Origin of the sequence: Oceanobacillus aidingensis (assembly GCF_042654105.1) — a bacterium.
GTDB classification, from domain to species: Bacteria; Bacillota; Bacilli; order Bacillales; family Amphibacillaceae; genus Oceanobacillus; species Oceanobacillus oncorhynchi.
This window is the reverse complement of record NZ_JBHSFT010000042.1, coordinates 1-13,302: the sequence shown is the minus strand read 5'-3', so window position 1 is coordinate 13,302 and position 13,302 is coordinate 1. Positions and strand designations below refer to the sequence as shown.

The 13,302-nt window shown below is 38.5% G+C and carries 12 protein-coding genes and 1 rRNA gene; 4 read left to right on the top strand and 9 right to left on the bottom strand.

What is annotated here, in order from left to right; translation table 11 throughout:
• Positions 1-454 precede the first annotated feature (454 nt).
• The gene (uraA, locus tag ACFO3P_RS15410; RefSeq protein WP_212929546.1) at positions 455-1,720 is read right to left on the bottom strand and encodes a uracil permease; all 1,266 of its coding nucleotides are present in this window, start codon (positions 1,718-1,720) and stop codon (positions 455-457) included.
• Positions 1,721-2,102: 382 nt separating this feature from the next.
• Entirely contained in the window at positions 2,103-2,744 is a 642-nt protein-coding gene (gene trmB / locus ACFO3P_RS15405) for a tRNA (guanosine(46)-N7)-methyltransferase TrmB (protein ID WP_042535580.1), read from the bottom strand.
• Between the two features lie 89 nt (positions 2,745-2,833).
• Between trmB and ACFO3P_RS15400 the strand changes: the two genes are divergently transcribed.
• Entirely contained in the window at positions 2,834-3,115 is a 282-nt protein-coding gene (locus ACFO3P_RS15400) for a YtzH-like family protein (protein ID WP_289585427.1), read from the top strand.
• A 16-nt stretch (positions 3,116-3,131) separates the two neighbouring features.
• Here the strand turns inward: ACFO3P_RS15400 and ACFO3P_RS15395 are convergent, their stop codons facing one another.
• From ACFO3P_RS15395 to ACFO3P_RS15370, 6 genes are all read right to left on the bottom strand, one after another.
• Positions 3,132-3,950 (bottom strand): phosphotransferase family protein, encoded by an 819-nt coding sequence (locus ACFO3P_RS15395; protein WP_289585428.1) that lies wholly within the window; start codon positions 3,948-3,950, stop codon positions 3,132-3,134.
• 319 nt (positions 3,951-4,269) lie between these two features.
• Positions 4,270-5,175, bottom strand: a complete 906-nt coding sequence (locus ACFO3P_RS15390; RefSeq protein WP_042535586.1) for a diacylglycerol/lipid kinase family protein — start codon at positions 5,173-5,175, stop codon at positions 4,270-4,272.
• A 7-nt stretch (positions 5,176-5,182) separates the two neighbouring features.
• On the bottom strand, positions 5,183-6,124 hold the full coding sequence (locus ACFO3P_RS15385; protein WP_256704931.1) for a nuclease-related domain-containing protein: 942 nt from the start codon (positions 6,122-6,124) through the stop codon (positions 5,183-5,185).
• A 104-nt stretch (positions 6,125-6,228) separates the two neighbouring features.
• Positions 6,229-6,804: an RNA 2',3'-cyclic phosphodiesterase gene (gene thpR / locus ACFO3P_RS15380; RefSeq protein WP_289585429.1), complete on the bottom strand. Its 576-nt coding sequence runs from the start codon at positions 6,802-6,804 to the stop codon at positions 6,229-6,231.
• 12 nt (positions 6,805-6,816) lie between these two features.
• Positions 6,817-7,542, bottom strand: a complete 726-nt coding sequence (locus tag ACFO3P_RS15375) for a pseudouridine synthase (protein ID WP_042535590.1) — start codon at positions 7,540-7,542, stop codon at positions 6,817-6,819.
• Positions 7,543-7,553: 11 nt separating this feature from the next.
• Positions 7,554-9,173 carry a putative polysaccharide biosynthesis protein gene (locus ACFO3P_RS15370; protein WP_289585430.1) on the bottom strand — a complete coding sequence of 540 codons (1,620 nt, stop codon included), beginning with the start codon at positions 9,171-9,173 and terminating at the stop codon, positions 7,554-7,556.
• Positions 9,174-9,429: 256 nt separating this feature from the next.
• Between ACFO3P_RS15370 and ACFO3P_RS15365 the strand changes: the two genes are divergently transcribed.
• From ACFO3P_RS15365 to ACFO3P_RS15355, 3 genes are all read left to right on the top strand, one after another.
• Positions 9,430-10,701, top strand: coding sequence for a BaiN/RdsA family NAD(P)/FAD-dependent oxidoreductase (locus tag ACFO3P_RS15365; RefSeq protein WP_212929545.1), 1,272 nt, complete (start codon positions 9,430-9,432; stop codon positions 10,699-10,701).
• A 116-nt stretch (positions 10,702-10,817) separates the two neighbouring features.
• The gene (locus tag ACFO3P_RS15360) at positions 10,818-11,012 is read left to right on the top strand and encodes a hypothetical protein (protein WP_042535593.1); all 195 of its coding nucleotides are present in this window, start codon (positions 10,818-10,820) and stop codon (positions 11,010-11,012) included.
• Positions 11,013-11,236: 224 nt separating this feature from the next.
• Entirely contained in the window at positions 11,237-12,406 is a 1,170-nt protein-coding gene (locus tag ACFO3P_RS15355; RefSeq protein WP_289585431.1) for a dicarboxylate/amino acid:cation symporter, read from the top strand.
• 792 nt (positions 12,407-13,198) lie between these two features.
• Here the strand turns inward: ACFO3P_RS15355 and rrf are convergent.
• Positions 13,199-13,302 (bottom strand): 5S ribosomal RNA (gene rrf, locus ACFO3P_RS15350); the annotation flags it as partial.

Genomic DNA, 13,302 nt, shown 5'->3' with positions numbered 1-13,302 from the left:
TGAAAGATTCTGTGAATTACGCCTATAGATGTGTATATATTCACATATTTTTCAGACTATTAATAGAGTTTTAAATGATTTCATAATTTTATGATTCTTTTGAAGAAAATTCATAGTCTATAGTGTAAAAATGCAGTCCACAAGCGTATGGAACTGCTTCGAATCTTCTATCAATAACGAAACTATTTTAGTGATAATCGAAATATTATCACCAAACAGATGGTTCGTCAATAAAAAATTTAACCAGCTTCCAGGCTGGTATGGTGCGTTTCTATTCTACTTTTTATATCAAACAATGACTGTATAGGAGTTGTTATCGCTTTCTATTTTTCATTGTTTATGCTTTCTTATTGCAAAAATTGTTATTTGAAAAAGAAAACTGCCGCTCTATATGAAATTCTCTCCAATTTCATTCGAGTGCAGTTTTCTTTCTATGCCTCATTCATATATTTATTTACTTATCCTCATTCGATAAGTTTAAAGCATCCAGCAGTTTAAAGAATAAGCTGATTAAAATGGCAACAATGGTCGCCAGCCCCATTCCTGTCAATTCTACTGCACCAAGTTCAATGCTGGCTCCGCTGACACCAATTGCCAATACTACACAGGTCAGGATAAGATTTTGCGAATTATTATAATCAATCTGCTGCTCTACAAGCATACGCAAACCGCTTACCGCGATAATCCCGAAAAGCAGTAAAGAAATACCGCCCATAACCGGTGTTGGAATAGATGAAATTAAAGCAGCAAGCTTTCCGCAGAAGGAAAGGATAATTGCTAACACCGCAGCTCCGCCGATAATCCATGTAGAATATACTCTTGTTATCGCAAGAACTCCAATATTTTCACCATATGTTGTATTTGGTGTCGATCCGAAAAAGCTGGAAAGCATCGTAGAAATACCATTACCAAATAAAGAACGGTCTAAGCCCGGATCCTTTACCATATCCTTCTTCACAATATTGCCTGTAACTACTAAATGTCCAATGTGTTCAGGCACAAGAACAAGCGCAGCCGGTAAAATAATAAGGATGTCAGACCAGTTGAACTCAATCTGATAATAGGTCGGCATTTGAATCCAGGCAGCCTCCCGTACGGTTGTAAAGTCAACAATTCCAAACATCGCCGCAATCAGATAACCAGTTACTATACCGAGAAGAATCGGAATAATTTTCAGAAATCCTCTTAAAGTCACCCAATAAACAATCGTTGCCCCCAGCGTCAGCAAAGATACCGTTATCGCAGTCATATCTCTTGGAACATCCGCCCCCGGCAACAATCCAGCCATATCTGCTGCTGTAGGCACAAGCTCCAACCCAATAACGGCTACAATAGCTCCCATCGCTGCCGGCGGAAAAATAACATCAATCCAGCTTGTACCCGCATATTTCACAATCACCCCGATCAGAGTCAAAACAAGACCTACTACGAAGAAACCACCCAAGGCGGCACCATAGCCTCCTCCATCTGTCAGAACTAACGTAACTGGTGCGATAAAAGCAAAGCTCGATCCTAAATAAGCAGGAATTTTCCCTTTCGTTATAAAAATATACAGCAGTGTGCCAAACCCATTCATCATTAAAATAGTTGCTGGATCTACGTTAAATAAAAGCGGTACTAAAACTGTGGAACCAAACATTGCAAATAAATGCTGCAAACTTAAAGGCAAGCTCTGTAATAATGGCAGCCGTTCATGTACTTGTATTTCTCTTGATTTCATCAATACCTGTCCCTTCTGTATGTATTCTATATCCAATTGCTCTCTAGCTAAAAACACCTTACCAGTCCGGGGTAAGGTGTCAGAATACACAAAGGAACATTATCCATTAAATATGTGTTCCAAAAGGATGATAAAAAAGACCATAGAATCTTAAACATCATTTTTATTAAGCTTTGGAAACGTCTCTTTAAAGGACATATTTATTTTGCTTCATCCGTTTTCCTTACCAGCCTCGCGGGACTGAATTAAAGGTTCATCAAATCCATTCATATCGTATATATTATGACAAATAAACAGAAGTACTGTCAATCATTTATTTTCATCCTCTGGAACTTAAACGCGTCTCGCACTGGAAGACTTGCGAATCATCAAGCTTTCTTTATTAAGATGAAAATTGTGCTGTACAGCGATAGATGACATGTCCCATGGAAGCGAATTTTTCTTCATACTCTGTCTTCACATTCGCTTCATCCTCAATAGCATGCAAATCTAAATTCACTTCTTTCAGCTTCATTCCATAGTCGGAAAAGCTGACTAATGAATACTCGAATAATCCGCGATTATCGGTTTTGAGAACGATTTGACCTGAATCCGGCAAAATATGCTGGTATTGCTCCAAGAAGCTTCTAAAGGTCAAGCGACGCTTCTCATGACGATTTTTTGGCCAAGGATCGGAGAAATTTAAATAAATTTGCCCGATTTCATTTTCTTCAAATATAGCAAGCAAATCATTCGCATCTTCATTCAATAGGCGAACATTATCTAACGTTTCTTCATCCACTTTTTGAACTGTAGAAACAATAATACTTTTCGCTACCTCGATGCCGATAAAGTTTATATCCGGGTGCTGCTTTGCCATTCCTGTAATGAATTGCCCCTTACCCGAACCAATTTCTACATGAATCGGATTATTGTTGCCAAAAACTTTTTTCCATTCCCCTTTATGTAAGCTCGGTTTCTCTAATACAATATAATTTTTTTCCTTTAAATAATCATCTGCCCATGGTTTATATCTTTGTCTCATATACGCTTTCCTCACTTTTATAGCTTTTGATGATGTGAATAATAATGCATTATCCGTTTAAACTATGCTCAGGAACGAGGTGAATTTAGATGCAACTATCTCTGCAAAACAAATTGCAATTACTGTGTGATATTTTAGACGAGCATCAATCTGATTCCTCTGTGTCTCCGAATGAACATGCTCAGTTGGAAAGGCTCACTGCTTCCCTATTAGCTCAACAAGAATTATCTGATCAGGATATCCGGGACGTCCTGACGCGCATTTACCAATATGGTAAAGATGGGACTGCTGCATCCGATCTGACAAAACATATTGGTGATCATCAAGATCAGTTTCAGCATTGGATCAATACGGTCCAGCAAAACCTCTGATTGGTATCCCGATATGCTAAGAAACAATAAAATCTTTAATCGATTGGTTGATTTCCTGTAATTCCTTCAATCTTTGCTGGACTTTCCCTTTCTCATTACGGTCAAAGTGCCAGCATAAGAATTGGAGGTTGTCCTGCAGGAGATACCAGTACATACGAATAAACCATTGTCTGTCCGGCTCTATTCCGTAATTGATAAGCCACTCTTTCCAATCTTCCTTTGGAATATACCATTTTAAGAGCATACCAATATCCGTTGCAGGATCAGCAATGGTTCCATTATCCCAATCAATTAAATAAATGATGTTTTCTTTTGTTAAGATTAAATTATTATGGTTCATGTCACAATGACATACAGCGAGCCTTTGGTTCCTTGTATAAGGAAGCATCATTTCCAGCAAACCAATTGCTTCCAGTACCTCTTCCCGCTCATGCATTAAGCCATTATTTTCTAATTGTAAACAAAGCTGGGAGAAGCTTTCATCTGAGGTTACCGGTTTTTTCCCCATTTTTAACAGCATATGCATTAATTCCGAGGAATGATGTATTTTATACAATAAATCAGCCACAGATTGCTGCTTCATTTCTTCTTCATTCAAAGAACGCCCTTCCAGCCATTCTTGAGCGGTAATAACATCACCATTTTCTATTCGCTTTGTCCAAATAAGCTTTGGTACAATTCCTTCTGCAGAGAGTACAGCTAAGAAAGGCGATGTGTTCCGTTTCAAAAACAATCGCTTTCCATTTTTTTCAGCTATAAATGCCTCGCCGGTCAAACCTCCAGCCGGTCTGACAAGCCATCCTGTACCTAAAGCATGTTCGAGCCAGTTAATCATAATGTCTTCCCATCTTTCAAAATTAGCATTCAAGTGCGTGTTCAAGAAACATCCGAAAAATCTTTATTCATCAATAGACCATTCTTGCTTTTTATCTGGTTATAAATCAGATAGACAAGCAATCCTTCTCTATTTCCGATAAATAATATGATTCTTTTTCATGTGTTAAGTCTTTATTGTATCTAGAAATGATCAAAATTACAATATCTACATGCATTATCAATAATATTAAAATATAATAAAATTTCAATCAATCTGCTTTTTCTACTATTTATCATGGAGAATCGTCTGTAAATCTCCTACTGAATGAAGTTTCTATTTATATAATATGTACTGCCCGTTGATCCTTTGTAATCAGACAAGTACGGAGCCTTCCAGTTTCTCCATCTGCCTGATAGCGGACTGGTGAATCAGCCTCTATCACCAGCTCCTTCGTCCGAAATAATTCTACTTCCTTTAAAAAACGATGCAGGCCAAAAATAATCAGCAGGAATAATAATAGAATTTTCTTTCTGGATATCTGATGAACAATCAGTATGGACAGATATTCCTGATGCAGGACTGCATGTGGTACTACCTTTAACCCTCCGCCGCAATAGGGATGATTTGCTGCAGAAATGAGCCAGACATTTTGCAATGTCCTTACCTTTCCATCGTATTTCAAACGAATATTCATCGGTTGAAAGCTCCAGATTACCCGGATTAATGCAATCAGGTAAATCAGCTTCCCCAAACCCAGACGATTGAGCCAGCCCTTTAATCGAGATTTATTTGCTGCTTCTGTCGTTATTGCATCTATCCCGACACCGATACTATTGATAAATTTTTTGTTCTCACTGTTGTCCAGTTGAACCCTGCCATTCCAATAGCAGTACCTATCCGGACTTGAAATGATTTTCTGCCATTGCTTCTCTGCATTCCGATTTTGACCGGTCCCTCTGGCAAAATCATTTCCAGAACCGGTCGGAATAAAAGAAACCGGCACTTCTTGGTTCACCCAGCCATTCATTACTTCATGCATGGTTCCGTCTCCGCCGATAACGATAACATGCTTTATCCTTCTATCCCCGGAATAATTTGCAGCAATCACTTTGCCCTCCCCAGGTGCGTCAGTAAATAAAGTTTTTTGCTCGATGCTGTGAAAACTTTCCATCTTTTGAATACGCTCAAAGGCCTGCTTTGCTTTCCCATTCCCAGCATGGGGATTCACAATCAATAAATACATCGTCAGCTTACTCTGCTTCCCATTCCGGTCTCAGAAAAGAATGCGATAAGCTGTTTCTTAACAAGGATTCAGCCACACTGAGCTGCCTCTTTTTCAGCGGTAAATGAATAGATCGCTTCTCTTTAAACCATTCCGGGAAGGAGAGCTTATCGATAATTTCTGTCTGGTAAGGTGCGGTGGCATATAAAATACGATTAATTCTGGATATCACTGTTTTTTTAATCGGAATATCGATATTCTCTTCCTTCAGAAAACGTTCAATCCATTTTTCCGACCGTTTTAACGAAATTAATGGATTGACCAGCCGCCCCGGCTCTTCATTATTTTTAGCAGTAATGGTCCAGGTACGTTCGTCTCCAGCCATAATTACTTCGTCTGTATCCAGTTCAACAAATGATAGTATTTCTACTCCAATTGGTGTGATAAGTATAATATCTGTCTCCACTGCCGCTTGCTTCACTTCAAATATAGGACGGTACATCACAAGATATGTATCTGGAAACCGCTGCAACAAAAATCGTAATAATGGATCATTATAATAATTCGAATCAACGACAGAAACCTGCGAAACAGTGGATGATGCCCATTTCATCTGAATTTCCAATATGCGATCCAGAAAAACCTGCTTTAATTCTTCTTCCGTATCAGGGAGCTTTAATAACGGTTTATTCCGTTTTACGATTTCTTCGTCTGGAGTCAAATCCTCTACAACAACCGGTGATTTGATAAATCGTTCTTTCCATTTTTGCAGCAGTGAGTTTTTTTCCTTTACCTCTTCTGCTTCCGGCTGTGCCTCTTGTTTGGTCTCCTCCTTCAGAGATGGATCAAGCCATTCCGAATAGAACTGTTCCCACTGTTCTTTCTTTTGTCTGATATATTGAGTGGGGTAACGATAGGTATCCCACTCATATCTGGAAATATAATCCTGTAGCTTAATTAACTGTGCCATCTTTCCTATTCTCTCCTTTTTCTCATCAGAAAACCTGCTACGCTTCTAGTTGCCATTGAAAGGTCTGCAAACTGTCCCTTCACACACTTATTTGTAAATGAGATTCAGCTAAATGACTCATGACGCAATGGAAAACGCTGAATGATTTCATATTTCGGAGTGGAAGAAGGATGTACCTTGTATAGCTCCACCGCATCCACGTTAAATGCTTCAGCTAAGGAAGGCATATTGGATATTATTTTATTCCAGCTGTCTTCTGTTACGGTTTTCTTTTGATCTGCCCATTTCTTAGCGATAGTAATATGCGGAGTATACGCTCTCTTCTCATTTTTATAGCCGATAATTTCACAAATCTGTACTACTTGCTGCTGTATGCGGTTCAACATTGGATTATTTTCCACCCCCAGCCATAAAACCCTTGGCTGATGTTTATTTCCAAAAGTACCTAAGCTTGTTCTGTTTAAATCAAATGCTGTGTAAGCTGTGATAGAATAAAGCTCATTCCGGAGAGTTTCTATCGACTTTTCACCTACTTCTCCTAAAAAAGCAAGCGTAATATGAAAATCTTCCTTATCCGTCCATTGCTTAAAAGGAAGATGCTGCATGAAATGCTTCTGCCATTCTGTCAGCTGCTCTGCCAACAATGGCTTTACCTGGATACCTATAAAATAATGAGACATGGTCATAACCCCTTATTTCTTTAAACTGTAGCAATAAGCTACTTCCTCCTCGGTCAGCGGGCGGTAAGCTCCCCGCGCCAATTGGTCATCTAGGGTTAATTCTCCCATTCGATGTCGCTTTAAATAGATAACCTTCCCCTGAACCGCTTCAAACATCCGTTTAATCTGATGAAATTTTCCTTCCGTAATTTCTATTTGTACTTCAGAAATCCCCGATTCTTCATCTACAGATAATATTTCCAGTTTAGCTGGTTTAGTAAAGTAACCATCTTCCAGCGTAACTCCATCAGCAAATTGTTGGATTACATCCCGAGGCAGATCCCCCTTCACCTTGGCACGATACATTTTCGGTATATTTTTATTCGGAGAAGTCAGGTGGTGGCCTAAATCTCCATCATTTGTAATTAATAATAAACCTTCTGTATCTTTATCCAGCCTCCCCACTGGGAAAGGCTGGAAATGTCTTTCCTGTTCGGATAACAAGTCAATGACCGTCTTATCCTTTGCATCGACCGTTGCCGATACAACTCCGGGAGGCTTGTGAAGCATCAAATAAATAAATTCCTGATAAATGACAGGCTCTCCATCTACATGGATATTGTCTATATCTGGATTTACTTTTATCGAACCGTCTTTGACCACATGATTATTTAAAGTGACTTTTTTCGCTTTTAACAGCTGTTTTACTTCTTTCCTGCTTCCAACAGCCATATTTGCCAATAATTTATCTAATCGCATAGGAGAACTCCTTATTTTTTGCGTTTCAATCGATTTAAGCCTGGTATATTCCCTTGAAAGATATGTTCTAACAATGTTGATTTATACGCTAAAAATAGATAGAATAGTCCGCCTGCAGATATACCGATGAAAAGCATCATCGTCGTTGCCCAGCGTTCCTCCTGATATGGCAGAAAGAAGCTGAAACCAAATTTTAACACTGCAATAACGAAGCACATCATTCCTGTAAAAATCAAAATTAAAATCGTTCGCTTTATTGTTTGTTTATAAGAAAAATCAGCACTTCTTTTTATTCGGATTAAATTAAGCAAAACAGCAATACCTGCTGCAATTGCCGTACCTAAAATGGCTCCTTGTCCGCCGAACATATGAATAAACTGACTGTTGAATAATACTTTTACCAAAAGACCGGCCAATAAACTGATAACCGCATAATTTTGCTGATCAAGGCCCTGCAGCATCCCAGCTGTTACTGTAATCAGGCCAAAGAGCAATGCCACTGGAGCATATAAGGCCATCAATTTCCCTGTAATCTCAATATCTTCCAGCGTAAATAACGAACCAAAAATTTCATCGGAAAGAATTGCAATTCCTGCAGCTGCCGGAATGACAAATACCATGATAACCTGTAAAGCCTGGTTAATTAGTTTTGTATAAGTAGTTTGATCGTTTTGTGTAAAAGCATTCGTTAACGATGGCAGCATCGCCATAGATAACCCTGTAGCGATAGTCATCGGTATAATAACTATTTTATGTCCCAAGTTATTGATAACAGCCAATTCTGTATCATATGTTGCTCCTCTGCCGCTGGCAACCATGGCAGGCTGAAATGTAAACTGATCAACAAGCTGATATAGCGGGATAGCTAGACCAACTAATACAAATGGACCGGCATATCGAAATAATTCCTTAAATAAATCGACCGTGCGAAAATCATGTGTCGTCTTCTGGTTTGCAATTTTCTTATCAATAAACGGTTTTCTTTTTCTCCAATACCAGAAAAGAACCAAACAAGCTGCCAGGGCGCCGATTAAAGCTGCAAATGCAGCAAAACCTACTGCTAAAGTAATCGACCCGTTAAAGTAATTTACAATAATATAAGAGCCGAGCAGAATAGCTATAATGCGCACAATTTGTTCTATGGTTTGGGAGATAGCCGTCGGCCCCATGGACTGATTCCCCTGAAAAAATCCCCGGACAATACTCATTGCCGGAATAACAATCAGTGCAAAGCTGACCATACGGATAACAAAGGCGATATCATCCGGGGTTATTGGTCCGCCTTCTCCTTTAATTTGTTGTGCTCCTATCCAATCAGCTGATAAAAACATCACAAGGAATGCAACAACGCCAGTGACTAGCATTAATGCACTGCCGGCACGGAACATCCGCATCCCAATTTGATAATCACCTAAAGCGTTATATTTGGATACAAATTTTGATACTGCCGCCGGTATGCCGACTGTGGATAAACTAATAAAAATACTGTAAGGTGTGTACGCATATACAAACAGCGCATTACCTGTCGTACCAACGATTGCAAAAAACGGGATAACAAAAATCATTCCTAAAAACTTGGACAGGAACGACGCACCTGATAAAAGCATCGTTCCTCGTAGCATATTTGACATTGTAACTTTTTCACCTACAATTAGATTAATAAAATAGATTGCTTTATTTTAGCACTTCCTATTAATTTTAGCATACTTTTTGTCTACATTGCTTGATTTAATCTGCTAAAAAACGACAAATAAATTTCATTTCATTCTATTACATCCTAAGCAGCCCTCATTTCCCTTATGATATATAGAAGAAATTTTTTATCAGGATTGTACATTTTTATAGAAAGTGCTACGATACGGAAGGAAAAGAAAGGAATGAGAAACCTTGGATTATGATGTTGTCGTCATCGGCGGAGGACCATCTGGATTAATGGCAGCTATATCTGCTGCAGAGCACGGCGCCAAAACACTGCTGATTGAAAAAGGAAAAAAGCTGGGCAAGAAATTAGCCATCTCCGGCGGAGGCCGCTGTAATGTAACAAACCGTTTACCGCAGGAGGAAGTAATAAAACATATTCCTGGCAATGGTAAATTTTTATATAGTGCTTTTTCAGTGTTTAATAATTATGATATTATCGATTATTTTGAAGGTCTCGGGATTGCTTTAAAGGAGGAAGATCATGGCAGAATGTTTCCAGAATCCAACAAAGCAATGGATGTGGTTAATGCACTTATTAATCAATTAAAAGAACAAGGTGTCACCGTAAAAATGAATACAAAAGCAGCTGCAATAGAATATGGGGAGAATCTGCACAAGGTACACTTCGATGAAGAACCTTCTATAGAAGCTGCCGCCATCGTTCTGGCAGCCGGCGGAAAAGCGGTACCTCACACTGGCTCGACAGGTGATGCTTATCCATGGGCTAAAATTGCCGGTCATACGGTAACGACACTTTACCCGACAGAAGTAGCGCTCACCTCGAAAGAAGCCTTTATTAAGCAAAAAAAACTTCAAGGCTTATCTCTAAGAGATATTCGTTTAAGCGTATTAAATAAACGGGGAAAACCAATTATCACCCATCAGATGGATATGATTTTCACTCATTTTGGTATTTCCGGTCCTGCCGTTTTGCGCTGTTCCCAGTTTGTCGTTAAAGAGCTGATGCGGGGCAGAGATGCTGTAGAAATGCATCTCGATATTTTACCCGAAATAACCGAAGATGATTTATTTAAACAAATCATGCATACCCTTGAAGATAATCCAAAAAAAGCGTTTAAAAATGCAGTCAAAGGACTGATTCCTGAACGTCTTCTTGACTATTTAATGGAAACGCATGACATCGGCTCTGAACAAAAATGTGCCAATATCTCGAAAAACACCATGCTTCAATTTACAAAAGAAATTAAAAATTTCTCCTTCCAAGTACACGGCAGTCTTCCAATGGAAAAAGCTTTTGTTACTGGCGGAGGTATTTCAATTAAAGAAATTGTACCAAACACCATGAAATCAAAAATCATGCATGGCCTATATTTTTGCGGAGAAATTTTAGATATACATGGCTATACAGGCGGGTATAATATTACTTCTGCACTCGTTACCGGAAGAATAGCCGGCATGAATGCAGCCTTAGATACAACTATAGATGCTGTTAATTAATGTCTTTCATAATTTATTTTCCTCTGGAAATAATAAGTCTGTCTGAGCTGGCCATCTATCAACTGGCCAGCTTTTACTAACTGTCTTTTTCACATATGTTGAAAGGAAGGATTAGTATGGAAAAAAACTCAATTTGGCTTCCATTGGTTGCCTCTGTCGGTATTGGTGCAGCCACTTTTTATTCTATGACCAATCAACAACAAAATGTAGGTCAGGCTTTGCAGCAAGCAGCTCCTTTTTTCAGCTCTAAACAAAAATCAGGTTCAGGAAACAAGGAGACGGAAACATTAGGACCATTTGGAATGAGTTAATATCTCAGACTGGGAAGTATCCTCCGGGATGCTTCTCTTTTCTATATTCTACAAAAAATAATAATCTTGGGCTGCATTTCTAAACCATTTGAAACATATGAATAAATAGCTGACTTCCTTTCTTTTTCCATTCGTTTTACTTAATAAAGTCTGGCTATCGTCTTAATTTTGAGTTATACTATGTCCGTTACATATTATTTACAAACCAGATTGGAGAGTTTCTTATGCAACGCTTTGGTTTATTATTTCGTATTATTATTGCAATTGCTCTCGGTATTATTGTCGGAATAATTGCAAATGATTGGCTTATTCGATTGTTCGCCACATTTAATGATATTTTTGGCGGATTCCTCAGCTTTATCATCCCGCTAATTATTTTAGGGTTTATCGCACCCGGAATTGGTTATATGGGAAAAGGAGCCGGAAAATTATTATCGATTACAGCTTTAATTGCTTATGTATCAACTATCTTCGCTGGTATTGTAGCATATACAGCTGCAAGCAATCTGTATCCATTTATTTTAAGCGGACAGTCATTAACAATGTTTAATGACCCAAGCGGCGCACTGCTGGAAGGTTTTTTGGATTTTGAGATTCATCCGCCTTTTGAAGTAATTACCGCACTTATTCTTTCGTTTATTTTAGGAATTGGAATGGCAGCATTAAAAAATGATACGTTATTAAAAGTATTTACTGATTTTCGCTCTATTGTCGAATTAGTTATCAGCAAAGCAATTATTCCATTACTGCCAATTCATATTTTTGGAATCTTTGCCAACATGACACATGCAGGACAGGTCGCTTCTATTTTACAAGTATTCGCAGTTGTCTTTGTGATGATTATTCTGCTACATGTTTTATATTTAATCTTTCAGTATTCAGTTGCTGGAGCATTGAGTAAACAGAATCCTTTCCGTATGTTAAAAACCATGCTGCCGGCTTATTTCACAGCGCTTGGAACTCAATCCTCCGCTGCTACAATACCTGTTACATTAGCACAGTCCAAAAAATTAAAGGTAAAAAGCAATATTGCTGATTTCACGATTCCTTTACTTGCTAATATTCATTTATCAGGAAGCACTATTACCCTGTTAAGCTGTGCAACTGCAGTTTTATTTTTACAGGGAGACTCCATCACATTTGGATCTGTTTTTCCTTTCTTACTTGTATTGGGAGTGACGATGATTGCAGCGCCTGGGGTACCTGGCGGAGCTGTTATGGCTTCTATCGGCCTGCTTGAATCCATGTTAGGCTTCGGGCCGACAATGGTATCCTTAATGATTGCACTATATCTTGCTCAAGACAGCTTAGGTACAGCATGTAATGTTACCGGAGACGGAGCGATTACAAGTATAACAGATTCCATTAATAACCGATGGAATATATCTAAATAAGGAAAAAGACGAGAAGTACCATTAAACCTGGATACTTCTCGTCTTTTTAGTATGTAATTTAAAATTCAAATATCGAAAAGGAACGAAGTTAAAAAAACAAGAATACAGCTTGTTCTTTAAAACTTCGGTGTGCTTGCCAAGAAGATGTCCGCTACGACGGTTTTCGATGAGACGAGTAATCGCAGTCCCGGTCCCAGGGCAAAGATCTCGCAGAAAAAAAGCGAATTTCTTTTTTACCCTCGAAGCATAAGCGCGACTTTAGCTCTGTCTGTCGTTTCGCTAATCGCTGAGTCTTCTTTATCGCAGGGTACAACGCGAAGTCTCTAAAGTTTGGCGCTCGGAGCTGGACGCGGCTTTTTTCTATAAATAGTTATCCACAAAGCAATAATTCTATAATTTCCTATGCCACAAAAAAATACACTCATTTTCCTCTCCCGGATAATCGGTATAGAATGGATTTATGAGATATATCCAATATAAAGAAAGTCCTTCATTGTATATGTTTCTTATCGTGGATTTTTATGAATGTCTTCAAATAATACATACACATTTGAAGAGGTTCACCATACAGCACGTATATTTCAAAGACAGTACACCAATAAAATTCTATTTTTTATGTATGATTATAATAACAGCTAAATAGAAGTACTAAAAACTTGTATTAATGCTAGCTTATAAATAGAATGCTTGGTCGATGTTTATCCTAGCGATTTTTCGTTCAGTAACATTCTTTCATATATTTCTAAACAAAAAAAGAGCTAAGCATGATGCTTAACTCTTTTTCAATATGCTGCCTGGCAACGTCCTACTCTCGCAGGGGGAAGCCCCCAACTACCATTGGCGCTGAAGAACTTAACTTCTGTGTTCGGCATGGGAACAGGTGTGACCTCTTCGCT